This window comes from Pseudomonas sp. ZY71 (genome assembly GCF_036542145.1).
Taxonomy (GTDB): Bacteria; Pseudomonadota; Gammaproteobacteria; order Pseudomonadales; family Pseudomonadaceae; genus Aquipseudomonas; species Aquipseudomonas koreensis_A.
This window is the reverse complement of the sequence record NZ_CP144274.1, coordinates 4986966-5003847: the sequence shown is the minus strand read 5'-3', so window position 1 is coordinate 5003847 and position 16882 is coordinate 4986966. Positions and strand designations below refer to the sequence as shown.

16 protein-coding genes and 1 pseudogene are annotated in these 16882 nt (G+C 59.5%); 9 read left to right on the top strand and 8 right to left on the bottom strand.

Features of this window, described 5'->3' with window-relative positions:
* Window positions 1-845 precede the first annotated feature (845 nt).
* Both VY732_RS22190 and VY732_RS22185 read left to right on the top strand, forming a co-directional pair.
* Window positions 846-1568, top strand: coding sequence for a response regulator (locus tag VY732_RS22190; RefSeq protein WP_116033307.1), 723 nt, complete (start codon window positions 846-848; stop codon window positions 1566-1568).
* Complete coding sequence (locus tag VY732_RS22185; RefSeq protein WP_077574134.1) at window positions 1565-3175, top strand: ATP-binding protein; 1611 nt, start codon at window positions 1565-1567, stop codon at window positions 3173-3175. The genes VY732_RS22190 and VY732_RS22185 overlap by 4 nt, the downstream gene beginning before the upstream one ends.
* A 116-nt stretch (window positions 3176-3291) precedes the next feature.
* Here the strand turns inward: VY732_RS22185 and VY732_RS22180 are convergent, their stop codons facing one another.
* Window positions 3292-4017: a 4'-phosphopantetheinyl transferase family protein gene (locus VY732_RS22180; RefSeq protein ID WP_331691762.1), complete on the bottom strand. Its 726-nt coding sequence runs from the start codon at window positions 4015-4017 to the stop codon at window positions 3292-3294.
* Window positions 4018-4155: 138 nt separating this feature from the next.
* Window positions 4156-4947, bottom strand: coding sequence for a dienelactone hydrolase family protein (locus VY732_RS22175; RefSeq protein WP_331691761.1), 792 nt, complete (start codon window positions 4945-4947; stop codon window positions 4156-4158).
* A 144-nt stretch (window positions 4948-5091) separates the two neighbouring features.
* Here VY732_RS22175 and VY732_RS22170 point away from each other — a divergent pair, with 144 nt between their 5' ends.
* The 3 genes from VY732_RS22170 (at window position 5092) to VY732_RS22160 (ending at window position 7869) form a co-directional block, all read left to right on the top strand.
* Entirely contained in the window at window positions 5092-5697 is a 606-nt protein-coding gene (locus VY732_RS22170) for a hypothetical protein (RefSeq protein WP_123453372.1), read from the top strand.
* 151 nt (window positions 5698-5848) lie between these two features.
* Window positions 5849-6526 carry a response regulator transcription factor gene (locus VY732_RS22165; RefSeq protein ID WP_016987432.1) on the top strand — a complete coding sequence of 226 codons (678 nt, stop codon included), beginning with the start codon at window positions 5849-5851 and terminating at the stop codon, window positions 6524-6526.
* Entirely contained in the window at window positions 6523-7869 is a 1347-nt protein-coding gene (locus tag VY732_RS22160; RefSeq protein ID WP_016987433.1) for an ATP-binding protein, read from the top strand. The genes VY732_RS22165 and VY732_RS22160 overlap by 4 nt, the downstream gene beginning before the upstream one ends.
* A 203-nt stretch (window positions 7870-8072) precedes the next feature.
* Here VY732_RS22160 and VY732_RS22155 read toward each other — a convergent pair.
* Window positions 8073-9070: pseudogene (locus VY732_RS22155) on the bottom strand (AraC family transcriptional regulator).
* 351 nt (window positions 9071-9421) lie between these two features.
* Between VY732_RS22155 and VY732_RS22150 the strand changes: the two are divergent.
* On the top strand, window positions 9422-10756 hold the full coding sequence (locus VY732_RS22150) for a dicarboxylate/amino acid:cation symporter (protein ID WP_077574129.1): 1335 nt from the start codon (window positions 9422-9424) through the stop codon (window positions 10754-10756).
* Window positions 10757-10899: 143 nt separating this feature from the next.
* Window positions 10900-12081 carry a CaiB/BaiF CoA transferase family protein gene (locus VY732_RS22145; RefSeq protein WP_331691760.1) on the top strand — a complete coding sequence of 394 codons (1182 nt, stop codon included), beginning with the start codon at window positions 10900-10902 and terminating at the stop codon, window positions 12079-12081.
* Between the two features lie 109 nt (window positions 12082-12190).
* On the opposite strand, the gene VY732_RS22140 is transcribed toward VY732_RS22145, so the two are convergent.
* The gene (locus tag VY732_RS22140; protein ID WP_077574127.1) at window positions 12191-12685 is read right to left on the bottom strand and encodes a SprT family zinc-dependent metalloprotease; all 495 of its coding nucleotides are present in this window, start codon (window positions 12683-12685) and stop codon (window positions 12191-12193) included.
* A 127-nt stretch (window positions 12686-12812) separates the two neighbouring features.
* Window positions 12813-13415, bottom strand: coding sequence for a Yip1 family protein (locus tag VY732_RS22135; protein WP_007917515.1), 603 nt, complete (start codon window positions 13413-13415; stop codon window positions 12813-12815).
* A 289-nt stretch (window positions 13416-13704) separates the two neighbouring features.
* On the opposite strand from VY732_RS22135, the gene ttcA reads away from it, so the two are divergent.
* Both ttcA and VY732_RS22125 read left to right on the top strand, forming a co-directional pair.
* Complete coding sequence (gene ttcA / locus VY732_RS22130) at window positions 13705-14529, top strand: tRNA 2-thiocytidine(32) synthetase TtcA (protein ID WP_038367448.1); 825 nt, start codon at window positions 13705-13707, stop codon at window positions 14527-14529.
* 134 nt (window positions 14530-14663) lie between these two features.
* On the top strand, window positions 14664-15338 hold the full coding sequence (locus tag VY732_RS22125) for a DNA-3-methyladenine glycosylase I (protein WP_077574126.1): 675 nt from the start codon (window positions 14664-14666) through the stop codon (window positions 15336-15338).
* Between the two features lie 99 nt (window positions 15339-15437).
* Here the strand turns inward: VY732_RS22125 and VY732_RS22120 are convergent, their stop codons facing one another.
* From VY732_RS22120 to arsC, 3 genes are read right to left on the bottom strand one after another with little or no spacing between them, the layout of a single operon-like run.
* Window positions 15438-15863, bottom strand: coding sequence for a DUF2069 domain-containing protein (locus tag VY732_RS22120; protein ID WP_331691759.1), 426 nt, complete (start codon window positions 15861-15863; stop codon window positions 15438-15440).
* Window positions 15864-15865: 2 nt separating this feature from the next.
* Window positions 15866-16462 carry an NAD(P)H:quinone oxidoreductase gene (wrbA, locus tag VY732_RS22115; RefSeq protein WP_077574124.1) on the bottom strand — a complete coding sequence of 199 codons (597 nt, stop codon included), beginning with the start codon at window positions 16460-16462 and terminating at the stop codon, window positions 15866-15868.
* Entirely contained in the window at window positions 16459-16812 is a 354-nt protein-coding gene (gene arsC, locus VY732_RS22110; RefSeq protein ID WP_331691758.1) for an arsenate reductase (glutaredoxin), read from the bottom strand. Before arsC ends, wrbA begins: the two co-directional genes overlap by 4 nt.
* Between the last annotated feature and the right edge of the window lie 70 nt (window positions 16813-16882).

Below are 16882 nucleotides of genomic sequence, written 5' to 3'. Positions count from 1 at the left end.
CTCCACATTCTCTATGTTTGTTTGGGCACCATCATGGTGCCCACCGTTCTGTCCAGAAGCACTACAGCCGACGGGCGTCGGGTATAACAACTTCGGGACAGTAGGAAAAAAGGCTGATGAAGCCGCATCCTTGCCGAAGTTTTTGGCTACGAGCCAGGGCTCGAACCGGATTCCTTCCCAGGTGACAGTAATGACTGCAACACCCGTACCGTTCTCGCCGCTGCGAGGTAAAAAACGGTGCCATCCGCCAGTGCGGTTTGGGCTTTGAAAAACTTGCTGGGTTCAACCGGAAACCGGCAATAAATCGCTTGAGTTTCAGGTCTGAAATGTGGTTGGGCGTTTAAGTCGAAAACCCTATATGTAGGGTTTTTTTTTCGCCGTGCTACAAGATAATGCGTTTCGAGGGGTGTTGCAACGTACTACCTGTGGATAAACCTGTGCGTAAATTGTGTGTGAAACGAGGAACAAGCGTGTAGGCCGCGAACCTGCTGAGCTAGACCGTTTGTCTCCGTTTTTTCACCGGGAAAAACGCTTCAGCGGTTTTTTAAGGGCGCGAACCCTATCACAAAAAACTGCCGTCTCCGAACGCATTTACCGACTTGTGTTCTGGCTGTACGCCGTTTATACAATCGGCCCATGCACAGGCATTCTTTTCCTCCCGAAACATGACAAAAGGACGGGAGGATCTGAAACTGTGGGAGCGAGCCTGCTCGCGAATGCGCTGTGTCATCTGACTCAGATGTTGGCTGATACGACGCCTTCGCGAGCAGGCTCGCTCCCACAGGGAAGTGTGTCGAGGCAGACGTTCCTCTTTTATCAATAACAATAGAAAGCAGAGGTCACCGGTGGAGCAACAAGCCTTTCAGGTATTGATCGTCGAGGATGACCAGCGACTGGCCGAACTGACGCGCGACTACCTGCAAGCCAATGGACTGCGCGTGGACATCGAAGGCAACGGTGCGCTGGCGGCGGCACGGATCATCAAGGAGCAGCCGGATCTGGTGATCCTTGACCTGATGCTGCCCGGCGAAGATGGCCTGAGCATTTGCCGTAAGGTGCGCAATCATTTCGATGGGCCGATTCTGATGCTCACCGCGCGCACCGACGATGCCGATCAGATCCAGGGGCTCGACCTCGGTGCCGACGATTACGTGTGCAAACCGGTGCGCCCGCGTCTGTTGCTGGCGCGCATTCAAGCGTTGCTGCGACGTAGCGACACACCTGAACCGGTCGCCGAAAAATCCCGTCGTCTGCAATTTGGTCCGCTGGTGGTTGACGACGCCTTGCGCGAGGCGTGGCTGAGTGACAACGGCATCGAGCTGACCAGCGCCGAGTTCGATCTGTTATGGCTGCTGGTCTCCAACGCCGGGCGCATTCTGTCCCGCGAAGAAATCTTCACCGCCCTGCGCGGCATCGGCTATGACGGCCAGGACCGCTCGATCGATGTGCGCATTTCGCGCATTCGCCCGAAAATCGGTGACGACCCCGACCATCCACGCCTGATCAAGACCATTCGCAGCAAAGGCTACCTGTTCGTCCCCGAAGCCTGCGTAGATCTGCCGCTGTGAATTCGATCTTCCTGCGCATCTACGGCGGCATGTGTGCAGCGATCATTCTGGTGGCAGTGCTCGGGGTGCTGGCGCTGAATCTGCTCAATCAGGTGCGCAGCGAGCAATACCGCGAGCGGCTGGCCCACGGCACGTTCTCGCTGATGGCCGGCAACCTGCAACCGATGAACGAAACCGAGCGTCATCGCGCGTTGCTGGTGTGGGAGCGTTTACTGGGGATTCCGCTGGCGCTGAAGAAATTTGCCGAAACCGACCTTGATCTGACCCAGCGCACCCGCGTGCAGCGTGGTCAGGCGTTGGTCGAGCAGACCGGACCGCACGCGGCGAAGGTCTATCGAATGGTCAGCGACAAAGAGCAACTGGTGCTGGTGGGGGAAGTGCAGCAGATCAGCGAACAACTGGCTCGCGCGACTATTTACCTGTTGGCCGATGAGCTCGTGCGCGTACCGGTCGGCGAGCAACCCAAGCGCCTCGCGCAGATAAAGGAAGAGAAAGGCTTCGGCTTTGATCTGCGCCTGGTCACGGTGAATGACGCCGACATGGACGAAGACCAGAGCCGCCGCGTGGCCGAAGGCGATACGGTAATGGCGCTGGGCAAGGGCGGCGATTCGATTCGCGTGTTTGCCGGCATGGTCGGCACGCCGTGGGTGCTGGAGATCGGCCCGCTGTATCAGATGAACCCGTACCCGCCGGAATGGCTGGTGCTGATTGCGGCACTTGGTCTGAGCCTGATCGGCCTTATCGTTTATCTGTTGGTGCGTCAGCTCGAACGCCGTTTGCGCGGCCTCGAAGCAGCGGCCACGCGGATTGCCAAGGGCAGCCTGGAAACTCGTGTGCCGGCGCGCGGTGCCGACTCGGTGGGGCGTCTGGCGTCGGCGTTCAACGGCATGGCCGAGCACTTGCAACAGTTGCTGGCGATCCAGCGCGAACTGGTGCGCGCGGTGTCCCATGAATTACGCACGCCGGTGGCACGCCTGCGTTTCGGTCTGGAAATGATCGGCTCGGCGACCACGCCGCAAGCGCTGGAGAAGTACCGCGAAGGCATGGATCACGACATCGAAGACCTCGATAAGCTGGTCGATGAAATGCTCACCTATGCGCGGCTGGAGCAAGGTTCGCCGGCGCTGACCTTCCAGCGCATCGATCTGGATGCGCTGGTCAATCAGGTAATTGAAGAGCTGGCGCCGTTGCGCGCCGAGGTCACCGTGCAGCGGGGTTTGTGCCTGTCTGCTGCGGACAACGATGATGCCTGGGTCGAAGCCGAGCCACGCTATCTGCATCGAGCGCTGCAGAATCTGGTGAGCAACGCCATGCGCCATGCACGTTCGAACGTGACGGTGAGTTATCAGGTCGGGCAATTGCGCTGCCGCGTGGATGTCGAAGATGACGGGCCGGGCGTGCCGGAAGTGGCGTGGGAGCGGATTTTTACACCGTTTCTACGTCTGGACGACAGCCGCACACGGGCGTCGGGCGGGCATGGTCTGGGGTTGTCGATTGTGCGACGGATCATTCACTGGCATGACGGCCGGGCAATCATTGGCAAGAGCAAGAGTCTGGGCGGGGCTTGTTTTAGCCTGAGTTGGCCGAGGAATCAGGAACGCCGTTGAGATGTGTGGTGGCGGGTCTGGCCTCATCGCGAGCAGGCTCACTCCTACAGGGGAACGCATTTCAAATGTAGGCCTTCGCCTGCTCGCGATAGGGTCAGTGCCCGCAACACAAATCTTCAGGCCTGAATGCTGACCAGGCTCAACAACTGCCCATCCCGCACCCCAAACTGCGCCTCCAGTTCAGTGCCGTTACGCCATTCAGCGGACAAGTCCGTCAACAACCGCAACCGGACTTCACCGGCCTCAGTCCACTCCAGCACTTCAGCATGCTCGAAATAAAAACGCTGCTGCACAATCGGGTACAGCGCCTTGAACAAACTCTCTTTCACCGAAAACGTCAGCGTCACCCACAACGCCAACTGATCCCGCGAGGCGGCCGTCATGCGTTGCATTTCAGGTGGCGTCAGAATCTCCGCAGTCAGGCGCTCGGCGCGTTCGGTGTTGAGCAGGTTTTCCAGATCCATGCCCAAACCGCGCCAGTGTTGCTTGTTGGCGACAATCGCTGCCGCACGACCGGTGCTGTGCGTGATCGAGCCGCAGATATGCGCGGGCCATATCGGCGCGCGGTCTTCACCCATCGCCGGCACCACGCTGCTGCCTTCCAATTGCTGCAACGCCGCGCGGGCACAAATCCGCCCGGCGAGGAATTCTGCCTGACGCTTGGCCACCGAACGCTGAATGCTTGGCGGTGCAACGACGGCGCTGCGCTGAAAGTCATCGCCGAGCAGTCGGGCCGGGTCGAAATGGGTGCTGAGCAGCACGGTATCAGGCAACACCGTCGGCAACGGCCAGTGGCTGTCGAGCGCGGTGCAGCAGGAGGGCAGGGTGGGGGTGAGATTCATGGCGGGCATTTTGCCGGTTAGTCGGGCCGAGGTCGAGATAGCGGTGAAGCTATCGCGAGCAGGCTCACTCCTACAGGGGAACGCATTTCAATTGTAGGAGCGAGCCTGCTCGCGAAGGCCGCGCCGCGGTGTCGCTGATCAGCCAAAGATTTTCTGCAAGAACGCTTTCATGTCCGCCCAGGATTTTTCATCCGCTGCCTTGTTGTACCCGATGTCCGGGCCACCGTGCTCGCCATGGCTCAGGCGATCGGCATCCGGATTGGTGAAGCCATGCTTGGCGCCATCCAGACTGACAAATTTATAGTCAGCCCCGGCCTTGTCCATTTCTGCCTTGAACGCCGTGACGTTATCCGCCGTAACCATGCTGTCCAGCGCGCCATGCTCGACCAGAATCTTTGCTTTCACACTGCCAGGCGTTGCCGGGGTTTTGGTCGCTAGCGCACCGTGGAAACTCACCACGCCCGCCAATGGCTCACCTTGCCGCGCGGCGTTGAGCACCACGCCACCGCCGAAGCAGTAACCGATGGCGGCGATTTTGTTGGCGTCGGTCTGCGGCTGCTTCTTCAACAAATCCAGCCCTGCCTCGAAGCGCTTGCTGGAAGCCGCCGCATCCTGGGTCGCCGCCTGCATGAACGCCATCGCGTCTTTCGGGTGCTCGGTGTTCTTGCCTTCGCCGTACATATCAATGGCCAGGGCGCTGTAGCCGAGCCCGGCGAGATCGCGCGCGCGGCGCTTGGCGTAATCGTTCAGCCCCCACCATTCGTGCACAACGACGACGCCCGGACGCTTGCCTTTGATGGCGTCGTCATAGGCGTAGTAGCCGATCAGTTTCGTGCCGTCGGCGCTCTGATAGGGGATTTCTTCAGTCTTGATCGCAGCCTGAGTGAGGCTGCTGACGGCCAGCAAAGTGAGGGCAAGGAACAGGCGCATGGTCGGGTCTCCTGACAATAAAAGGTCAGAACAGCCTAGTTCATTTGGTTCAGGTCAGGTTCAGAGACGGTTCAGGGGCGGTACAGGGGAGGGTCAGTAACCTTGCGCCATACCCAAACAGCAACTGTGAAAGAGGAAATACCCATGACTCGTTTTAACAAACTGCTGCTGGCATTTACCCTGTTAGGCTCCAGCATCGCCGCCAACGCCGACGACACCAGCAACTTTGCCGGCCTGACGTTCGGCCAGACCAGCGACAAGATCGATAAGTCCCACGCACTGAACAACAACCTCGACCACCCGAACGCCACCGGCGCGATCGACGGCAACAACACCTACGGCGTACGCCTCGGTCAGCAAAACAGTCAGGGTCGCTACTACGCCACCTACGACAACGTGTCGGGCTCGCACAATGGCATTAAACTGCGTCAGGAAAACCTGCTGGGCAGCTACGATCTGTTCTACCCGGTGGGCGGCAGCACCAAGCTGTTCGGCGGTGCCACGGCCGGTCTGACCAAGCTGACTCAGGATTCGCCAGGCTACAGCCGCGACAGTGACATCGGTTACGCCGTCGGCGGTCAGTTCGGTGTATTGCAGCAAGTCTCGCAGAACACCTCGGTCGAACTCGGTTACCGTTACCTGATGAGCAACGCCAGCACCGAGATGAAAGAGAGCGGTGGCAGCAAGCAAGGTTCGCTGGACTTGAACAGCAGCGCGCAGACTTACCTGTCGGCTAACTACAATTTCTAAGGAGTTGCCAGCAGGTTCAATGTGGGAGCGAGGCTGCTCGCGAAAGCGGTGAATCAGTCGATCAATTTATCGACTGACACACAGCCTTCGCGAGCAGGCTCGCTCCCACAGGTGTGTTTTTGGAGATTCTGGATTTACCCGGGAGAGTGTTATGAAACTGTTGGTCGTCGAAGATGAAGCGCTGTTGCGCCATCACCTGCAAACCCGCCTGACGGAAAGCGGTCATGTGGTCGAGTCCGTGGCCAATGCCGAAGAGGCGCTGTACCAGACCGGACAGTTCAACTTCGACCTGGCGGTGATTGATCTCGGCCTGCCGGGCATGGGCGGTCTCGACTTGATCCGCCAGTTGCGCGCGGGCGGCAAGACCTTCCCGATCCTGATCCTCACCGCGCGCGGCAACTGGCAGGACAAGGTCGAAGGCCTCGCCGCCGGCGCCGACGATTACGTGGTCAAGCCGTTCCAGTTCGAAGAACTCGATGCGCGCCTGAATGCCTTGCTGCGCCGCTCCAGCGGTTTCACCCAGTCGACCATCGTCGCCGGTCCGCTGCTGCTCGACCTCAATCGCAAACAGGCGACCCTTGACGAGCAACCGCTGGCGCTGACCGCCTACGAGTACCGCATCCTCGAATACCTCATGCGCCACCATCAACAAGTGGTGCCCAAGGATCGCTTGATGGAGCAGCTCTACCCGGACGACGACGAGCGCGATCCGAATGTCATCGAAGTGTTGGTCGGCCGTCTGCGCCGTAAACTCGAAGGCCCGGCCGGGTTCAAGCCGATTGATACCGTGCGCGGCCTCGGCTACCTGTTCAATGAGCGCTGCACTTGATTCGTTCCCTTCGCGTTCGCTTGATGCTCGCCGCCACCACGTTGGCGGTGTTGTTCATGCTTGCCTTGCTGCCGGCCATGCAAGGCGCCTTCAGCCTTGCATTGCAGGATTCGATCGAGCAGCGGCTGGCCTCGGATGTCACCACGCTGATCTCGGCCGCACGCATCGAAAACGGTCGGTTGGTGATGCCCAATCAGTTGCCGGATGAGCGTTTCAATCTCACCGACTTCCGTTTGCTCGGCTACATCTACGACCGCGAAGGGCACCTGGTCTGGCGCTCGAAAGCCACCCAGGAAGAGCAGATCAACTACAAGCCGCGCTACGACGGACTCGGTAACGAGTTTGCGCGGATCCGTGAAACCAATGGTCAGGAATTCTTCGTCTACGACGTCGAAGTCAAACTGCTCGGTGGCAAAAGCGCGGCGTTCAGTATCGTTGCCCTGCAACCGGTGCGCGAGTACGAAACCACCCTTGAGGGGCTGCGCGAGAATCTCTATCTGGGCTTCGGCGCTGCGCTACTCGTACTGCTGGCGCTGTTGTGGATCGGCCTGACCTGGGGGCTCAAAGCCTTGCGCCGGCTCAGTCAGGAGCTCGACGAAATCGAAGGCGGCACCCGTGAAAGCCTCACCGAGCAGCATCCGCGTGAGTTGCTGCGCCTGACCGGCTCGCTCAACCGTTTGCTGCACAGTGAACGCCAGCAACGTAGTCGTTATCGCGATTCTCTCGATGATCTGGCGCACAGCCTGAAAACGCCGTTGGCGGTACTGCAAGGGGTTAGCGAGGACATGGCCCAGCGTCCCGAAGAACGCGATCAAGCGTGGGTGCTGCAAAGCCAGATCGAACGCATGAGCCAGCAGATCAGCTATCAACTGCAACGGGCCAGCTTGCGCAAAAGCGGACTGGTGCGCCACCAGGTGCGCCTGCAACCGGTGCTCAAAAGCCTGTGCGACACACTGGACAAGGTTTACCGCGACAAGCATGTGCGCGTGGCATTCGATCTGCCAGAGCACTGTTATGTGCCGATCGAGCAGGGCGCGCTGCTGGAAATGATGGGCAACTTGCTGGAGAACGCTTATCGCCTGTGTCTGGGCGAAGTGCGCATCAGTGTGCGCGAGACCCTCGCCGGGATTGAATTGTGCGTCGAAGACGACGGTCCGGGCGTGCCGCCGGATCAGCGTGCGCGGATTCTGGAACGCGGTGAACGGCTGGATGCCCAGCATCCGGGGCAGGGCATCGGGTTGGCGGTGGTCAAGGACATTATTGAAAGCTACAACGCCAAACTGGCGTTGGGCGACTCGCCGATGGGTGGGGCGGCGTTCAGGATTCATTTTCCTGCGGTGTGATTGGGAGTTGCCCTCACCCTAACCCTCTCCCAGAGGTAGAGGGGACTGACCGAAGTGTCTTGCGAAAATGATCGACCTGAGCGATTTGCAGCGAATATGGATTCAATAGAGAGCTTGCAGGTCGGCGTATTTCTCAACCATCCCCAATCAGTCCCCTCTCCCTCCGGGAGAGGGTTAGGGTGAGGGGTTTTTGATTTAGTGCCTCACTGCTCCTGCGCCCGATAAGCCCCGGCGTCAGCCCCGTCCACTTCTTGAACGCCCGATGAAACGCCGACGGTTCGGAAAATCCGAGCTGCTCGGCAATCTGCTGCAACGACAGATCCGCCCGGCCTAAATGATAAATGGCGATATCCCGCCGCAACTGATCCTTCAACTCCTGAAAACTCGTGCCTTCCTCACGCAAATGCCGGCGCAGGGTTTGCGGGCTGATGTGCATATGCGCCGCCACCGCTTCCAGATCCGGCCAGTTCGCACTGTCACGACTGAGCAAACGACGCAGGCGGCTGCTCAGGCTGTCGCCGTCGTCCGGGCGTGAGAGCAGGTCGGCGGGCGAGCGTTCGAGGAAATGTTTGAGCGTGCGTTCGTCCTGCAACAGCGGCATAGACAGATAGCGACTGTGAAACAACAGGCTGCTCTGCTCAGTGCCGAAGGTCATGGGGCAGGGGAACAGCAGGTCGTATTCGGCACCATGTTCGGGGCGCGGATAGCTGAAAGTCGCCTGTTCAAGGCGAATCCGCTGGCCAATCAGCCAACTACCGAGGCGATGCCAGATCACCAGCAGGCTTTCAGTGAGAAAGTGATCCGGGTCCCACATCTGCGAATCATCGAGGCTCAAACGCACCCATTCGTCTTCGCGACGCAGGCTCAGGCGCGGGGCTTCGGGGAATAGGCTATAAAACAATAAACCGCGTTGCAGTGCCTTCTCCAGATTGCGGCAGTGAATCGAGGCATGGCACATCATCGCGAAACTGCCGGGCTTGCTCGGGGCGTTGCCGAAACCCAGGTATTCGTCGTCCAGCGCCAGCCACAGGCCCTGAATCAACCGGGTGAATTGTTCCGGAGCAATGCGCGCACGCGGTTCATCGAGCAATTCCGGGCTGATGCCCAGTTGCAGCAGCAGGCCCGAGTAATCGAAACCCACGCGGCGTGCGCCGCCGAGGGCGGCACGGGCAAAATGACTGGCGATGGTGCGTTCGCGCATAAGCGGCAGATCCTTCCTCAGGCGCCGGATGGTAGCCGGCGGCTGGACACGCCTACAAGGCGGATTTCCGCCAAATTGTAGGACGAGAAGCGGCGAGTTGGCGGAAATCCGCCACACTTGAGTAACCGGATGGTGACACCCATGCACCTGTGATCCCTGATATCAAAAGGCTTGCAGGCAATCGCACCAAAGTGGCACGACGTTTGCGATACAAGCCACAGAAGCGTGCGTTTGGCCCAGATGGAAAACGCTGCTCCAACAACAAATCCCTCCAGTGCAGGAGGGTTCGCAATTCAGGTTTCGCGGTCAACAGATGGATGTTGCCACGCGAGGCTCTTGAGGAAATCTGCAATGACGACTCGTCAGCCACTGTACAAATCCCTGTATTTCCAGGTGATCATCGCAATCATCATCGGTATTGCGCTTGGTCATTACTACCCGCAGTTCGGTGTCGCGGTTAAGCCACTGGGTGACGGGTTCATCAAGCTGATCAAAATGATCATCGCCCCGATCATCTTCTGCACCGTGGTCAGCGGTATCGCCGGCATGCAGAACATGAAGTCGGTCGGCAAGACCGGCGGTTACGCACTCCTGTACTTCGAAATCGTTTCGACCATCGCGCTGCTGGTCGGTCTGGTCGTGGTCAACGTTGTGCAACCGGGCAACGGCATGCACATCGACGTCGCCACCCTCGACGCTTCGAAAGTCGCTTCTTATGTAGCGGCTGGCGCTGACCAAAGCGTTGTCGGTTTCCTGCTGAACGTGATCCCGACCACCATCGTCGGCGCGTTCGCCACCGGTGACATCCTGCAAGTGCTGATGTTCTCGGTGATCTTCGGTTTCGCCCTGCATCGCCTGGGCGCCTACGGCAAGCCGATCCTCGACTTCATCGATCGCTTCGCCCACGTCATGTTCAACATCATCAACATGATCATGAAGCTCGCGCCAATCGGTGCCTTCGGTGCAATGGCGTTCACCATCGGTGCCTACGGTGTTGGTTCGCTGGTGCAGCTGGGTCAACTGATGATCTGCTTCTACATCACTTGCCTGGCGTTCATCCTCATCGTCCTTGGCGGTATCGCCCGCATGCACGGCTTCAGCGTGCTGAAGATGATCCGTTACATCCGTGAAGAGCTGCTGATCGTCCTCGGCACGTCCTCGTCGGAATCGGTACTGCCACGCATGCTGATCAAGATGGAGCGTCTGGGCGCGAAGAAATCGGTAGTGGGTCTGGTGATCCCGACCGGTTACTCGTTCAACCTCGACGGTACCGCGATCTACCTGACCATGGCCGCCGTGTTCATTGCTCAGGCCACCGACACGCACATGGACATCACTCACCAGATCACTCTGCTGGTAGTGTTGCTGCTGTCCTCCAAAGGCGCGGCGGGTGTAACCGGTTCGGGCTTCATTGTGCTGGCAGCGACCCTGTCGGCGGTAGGTCACCTGCCAGTGGCCGGTCTGGCGCTGATCCTCGGTATCGACCGCTTCATGTCCGAAGCACGCGCCCTGACCAACCTCGTTGGTAATGCTGTAGCGACCATCGTGGTTGCCAAGTGGGTGAAAGAGCTGGACACCGACACGCTGCAAACCGAGCTGGCCTCGGGCGGTCGTGGTATCGCTGATACCCGTCCGGAAGATGACCTGGGTGTGGCTGAAGGCCCGACGCCTAGCAGCGTCAAGTAACCCTCGCTTCATGAAAAACCCGCTTCGGCGGGTTTTTTCTTGCCTGCTGTTTGAGCGTAACGGTCACACCCGCTGACATTTGCGGTGATTGCCGTGCGCGGCATCGCTGCCTAGGCTGAGTGCATCGCTTAAGGAGTTCGCCCATGTCCGCACCGCTGGCCTCACTGAAAATCCTCGATTTCTCGACGCTGCTGCCGGGGCCGTTTGCCTCGTTGTTGCTGGCGGACATGGGCGCCGAGGTGTTGCGCATCGAGTCACCGACGCGCCTGGACCTGCTGCGCGTTTTGCCGCCGCATGATGGCGGAGTCTCGGCCAGTCACGCCTACCTCAATCGCAACAAGCGCAGCCTGGCGCTGGATCTGAAACAGCCTGAAGCCGTGGAAGTGGTCAAGCAGTTGCTGGCCGATTACGACATCGTCCTCGAGCAGTTTCGCCCCGGTGTGATGGAGCGTCTGGGCCTGGGTTATGAAGCGCTGAAGGCGATCAACCCGAAGCTGATTTATGTGTCGATCACCGGTTACGGCCAGACCGGGCCGTATAAGGATCGCGCCGGGCATGACATCAATTATCTGGCGCTGGCCGGGCTTTCCAGTTACACCGGCCGCGCCGACAGCGGGCCGTTGCCGCTGGGCATGCAAGTGGCGGATGTCGCCGGTGGTTCGTTGCACGGGGTGATCGGCCTGCTGGCGGCGGTGATTGCCCGTCAGCAGAGCGGGCAGGGCACGCATCTGGATGTGAGCATGACCGATTGCGCGTTCAGCCTGAATGCCATGGCGGGGGCGGGGTATCTGGCGTGCGGCGAACAGCCTGAGTGGGAAGACCAGATGCTCAACGGCGGTAGCTTCTACGATTATTACCGCTCTCGCGATGGCCGCTGGATGTCGGTAGGCAGTCTGGAACCGGGGTTCATGCAGCAACTGTGTACGGCGCTGGGGCGGCCGGAGTTGGCGGCGCAGGGCTTGTCCTCAAAGCCTGAGCAGCAGCGGGCGTTGAAATACGCGCTGACGGTCGAGTTTGAAAAGCATGACTTTGCTGAGTTGTGCGAGATGTTTGCCGGGATCGATGCGTGTGTCGAGCCGGTGTTGAGCCTGGGTGAGGCGGTGCGCCATCCGCAATTGCAGGCTCGGGAACTGGTGACGCAGGTGCCGCGTGGGGATGGCACGACGCAGGCGCAGATGGCGTGTCCGTTGAAGTTTTCCGAAGCGTTGCCGGCGCCGCGGCATGTTGGCGCGGTGTTGGGGCAGCATACGGATCAGGTGTTGGCGGAGTTGGGGCTTAGTGCTGAGCGGATTGCTGAATTGCGGCGGGCCAAGGTAATTCTCTAGTGCTTGTACAGGCCCCATCGCGAGCAGGCTCACTCCTACAGGGGAACGCATTCCAAATGTAGGAGTGAGCCTGCTCGCGATGGCGCCAGTCAGGGCAACACAACACTGACTATTCCACCCGCATCTCACCACTGAACACCAAGGTACTCCGGCAGCTACGACACAAATACCGCCGCCCCTGCCGCACCAGACTATGGCGCTGCGCCGAAAACGGAAAATCACTGTCCGCGCACGGGCATTTGTAGATATAGCGGGTCACGCTGCGGCGCTTGATTGCATAGGTGTGGCAGCGATCCGGCGGCAGTTCGTAAACCCCGCGCATGATCAGTTGCCACTCTTCGCCATGCGGCTGGATACGGTCGCCAAACAACTGATGGGCGATCAGGTGCGCGACTTCGTGGGCCACGGTCTGCTTGAGGAAGTGTTCGGCGTTTTCCCGGTACAGCTGCGGATTGAAGCGCAACAGGTTCTCGTGCAGATGCGCGACACCGGCTTTTTGCCCGCGCAGCTTGAGGCTGACGACAGGACGAGGGAATGAGCGTTTGAAAAAGGATTCTGCGAGTTGGTAACAGTCTTCGACGCGGGTATTGAGTTGCTCGGGCATGCTTGATGGATCTCCAGAGGCGTCGAGTATGCCGCAACGCCGCAGACTTGCGAATCATCGAGCTGCCGAATGGTCATCCTCGAAACGACAAGGCCGCCTTGCGGCGGCCTGTATTCAGCCTGTCGAGTCAGTTCGTGTAAACGGGACCCACGCCCAGCCCCCAGACAATCACGGTAAACGCCATGATGGCGACCAGCACCACCAGACCCACCGCCAGCACCGAGCTCGAGAACAGAAAACCCTCGTCCGACGGAATATTCATGAACGTCGGCAGACCCACATACAGCAGATAAACCGTGTAACAGATGGCCGCCGTGCCGACGATCATCCCCAGCCACATATGCGGATACAGCGCTGCCAGCCCACCGACAAACAACGGTGTCGCGGTGTAAGTGGCGAAGGCCACGCAACGGGCAAGGCTTGGATTGGCGTCATAGGTGCGCGCCATCCAGTGCACGAACGCCCCCATCACCGCGACGCCGCCGAGCATCGCCAGGTACGACATGACGGTCATCCAGATTGCGCTTTCGACGGTGAGCATCACCGGTGCGCGGTTGCCGATCACCCAGCCGACCTGAGTCGTGCCGATAAACGCCGAGACAGCGGGGATCGCCGCCAGAATCAGCGTGTGGGTGAGGTACATGTGGCTGATGCTTTCCTCTTGGTCGCCACGGATTTCCTTCCATTCCTGATCGGGGTGGGTAAAAAGTCCCACTACGTGATGGATCATGCCAGTCACTCCTCTTGTTATTGCCATCGCCCCCCAACGGAGCGCCTACGGGCCAAGGTGGCCGAGCAAATACAGGTCTTCAGATTGTGTGCGACCTTATGTCGCAGTATAGAAAGGTCTTACCCGCACAGGTATTGGGGGCTTAGAGCAAATCGCGCTGTAAACAGGGCGGGTAATCGCCTCGGGGTCTGTTAACTCGTTGTCGGCTGACCGCGACAACCTGTGCCCACAACGCCGGGGTTTTTGCGTAAAATGCCGGCCTTTCGTCACACCTCACGGATTTCGCGTCATGGGCACTCTTACGGTCAACCAGAACAAACTGCAAAAGCGCCTGCGCCGCCTGGCCGGCGAGGCGGTCGCCGATTTCAACATGATTGAAGATGGCGACAAGGTCATGGTCTGCCTGTCCGGGGGCAAGGACAGCTACACCATGCTCGACGTGCTGCTGCACCTGCAGAAGGTTGCCCCGATCAAGTTCGAGATCGTCGCGGTGAACATGGACCAGAAGCAACCGGGCTTCCCCGAACACGTGCTGCCGGCCTATCTGAAAGAGCTGGGCGTCGAGTACCACATCGTCGAGAAAGACACCTACTCGGTGGTCAAGGAGCTGATCCCGGAAGGCAAGACCACCTGCTCGCTGTGCTCGCGCCTGCGTCGCGGCACGCTGTACACCTTTGCCGACGAAATCGGCGCGACCAAAATGGCCCTCGGTCACCACCGCGACGACATCGTCGAGACGTTCTTCCTCAACATGTTCTTCAATGGCAGCCTCAAGGCGATGCCGCCGAAGCTGCGTGCCGATGACGGTCGCAACGTGGTGATCCGTCCACTGGCGTACTGCAACGAGAAAGACATTCAGGCGTATTCGGACCTCAAGGAATTCCCGATCATCCCGTGCAACCTCTGCGGTTCGCAGGAAAACCTGCAGCGTCAGGTGGTCAAGGAAATGCTGCTGGACTGGGAGCGCAAGACCCCGGGCCGCACCGAAAGCATCTTCCGCAGTCTGCAGAACGTGATCCCGTCGCAACTGGCCGACCGCAACCTGTTCGACTTCACCAGCCTGAAAATCGACGAGACCGCGGCTTCGCGCTTCGTTAACGTCGTCAATTTGTAAACACCTTCAAATGTGGGAGCGAGCCTGCTCGCGAAAGCGGTGTTTCATTCAACTGATTTGTTGACTGAGACTCCCACTTCGCGAGCAGGCTCGCTCCCACATTGGTTTCTTCGCTTCATTCAATAGGAGAGGGCATGCGCGATTACAAGTGGCTGCACGAATACTGTCTGAACCGCTTCGGTTCGGCGGCTGAACTGGAAGCCCATCTGCCCGTTCCCAAGACCCCGGCGCAACTGCGCAAGATCAGCGACGATCGCTACCTCTCGACCATGGCCCTGCGCGTATTTCGTGCCGGCCTCAAGCACAGTCTGGTCGACGCCAAGTGGCCGGCCTTTGAGGAAGTGTTCTTCAAGTTCGACCCGGAAAAAGTTGTGCTGATGAGCGCCGAACACCTCGAGCGCCTGATGCAGGACGCGCGGATCATTCGCCATTTGGGCAAACTGAAAAGCGTGCCGCGCAATGCGCAGTTCATTCTCGATGTGGAGAAGGAGAAGGGCAGTTTCGGTGCGCTGATTGCCGACTGGCCGGTGACCGATATCGTCGGGCTGTGGACGTACTTGAAAAAGCACGGTCATCAATTGGGCGGGCTGTCGGCGCCACGGTTTTTGCGCATGGTTGGCAAGGATACGTTTGTGCCGAGCTATGACGTGGTCGCGGCGCTGAATGCACAGAAGATCGTCGACAAGGCGCCGACCAGTCTGCGCGATCTGGCGATTGTGCAGGATGTGTTCAACCAGTGGCATGAGCAGAGCGGTGGGCGGGCGATGAGCCAGATTTCGATGATGCTCGCGTACACCGTCAACCATTGAGACCGAGTCGCGCCTATCGCGAGCAGGCTCACTCCTACAGGGGATTTGTAAACGCCACAGATCCCCTGTAGGAGTGAGCCTGCTCGCGATAGCTATTCGTCAGGCGACGGAGATTTCGCCTTCGCCAGCCAGTTTGCGATTCAACTGATACCGCCACCGCACATACAACAGCGCCGAGCAGAACACCGCCAGGCTCGCGACCATTTCCAGCACGCCAAACCACTGCCTGCTCGGGTCATACGCTGCCAGTGCGCCTTTGATGAAATACAGATTCACCACAAAACACATCCACGAATGCCCACGGGCGCTGCCCATGATCATCGCCGGGGCGAGGACGATCCACGGGATCAGTTCGACCAGCAGAATTACCCACGGTCGCGCACCGTGCAGATCGGCGAAAATCAGGTAGTAGGCTGCGAGCAATCCGGCCAAGGCGAAAAAGCTCAGCAGACTGATGATGCGCATTACTTTGACGCGCGGCTCCAGCCATTCGACGGCAGGCAGGATTTTCGGCTTCTTCGCCACTGTCAGCCCTCCAGTTTCTGCGCAGTCTTGGCCAAGCGCAGGCCCAGCGCGCGACACAGCGCCACTTCATGCTGATCGAGGCCTTTTTTACCGTCAGCCCCAGCGTGATGACTGGCACCGTAAGGCGTACCGCCGCCCTGGGTTTCCAGCAAAGCCGACTCGCTGTACGGCAGGCCGGTGATGAGCATGCCGTGGTGCAGCAGCGGCAGCATCATCGACAGCAGCGTGGTTTCCTGACCGCCGTGCAGGCTGGCGGTGGAGGTGAACACGCCGGCCGGTTTGCCGACGAGGGCGCCGGTCAGCCACAGGTTACTGGTGCCGTCGAGGAAGTATTTCAGCGGTGCGGCCATGTTGCCGAAACGCGTCGGGCTGCCAAGTGCCAGCCCGGCGCAATTCTTCAGGTCATCGAGCGTGGCATACAGCGCGCCTTCGTCCGGGATGTCCGGCGACACCGCTTCACACTCGGTGGAAATTGCTGGCACCGTACGCAAGCGCGCTTCGAGCCCCGCCTGTTCCACACCGCGGGCAATCTGCCGGGCCATCTCGTTGGTCGAGCCGTTGCGGCTGTAATACAGCACCAGAATGTACGGCGCGCTCACGGCAACAACTCCAGGATATTTTCCGGCGGACGACCGATGACGGCTTTGGCGCCGACTTCAAGAATCGGCCGCTCCATCAGTTTTGGATGCTGGGCGATGGCGTCGATCAATTGCGCATCGCTGAGGCTTTCGTCAGCCAGTTGAAGCATTTTGTATTCATCTTCCCCAGTACGCAGCAACTGGCGTGCGCTGATCCCCAGCTTGCCGAGCAGGGCCTTGATTTGCGCCGCGCTCAAAGGGGTTTCGAGGTAACGCACGACGTTCGGGGTCAGGCCGCGGGCTTCAAGAAGTTCCAGCGCGCCGCGGGATTTCGAGCAGCGCGGATTGTGATAAAGCGTCAGATCGGTCATGGCGGGTCGCTTCTGGCGTAAAGTGGCGGCTATTCTAACTGTGCAGCGCGCAATCCAGAACCTTCGGAGG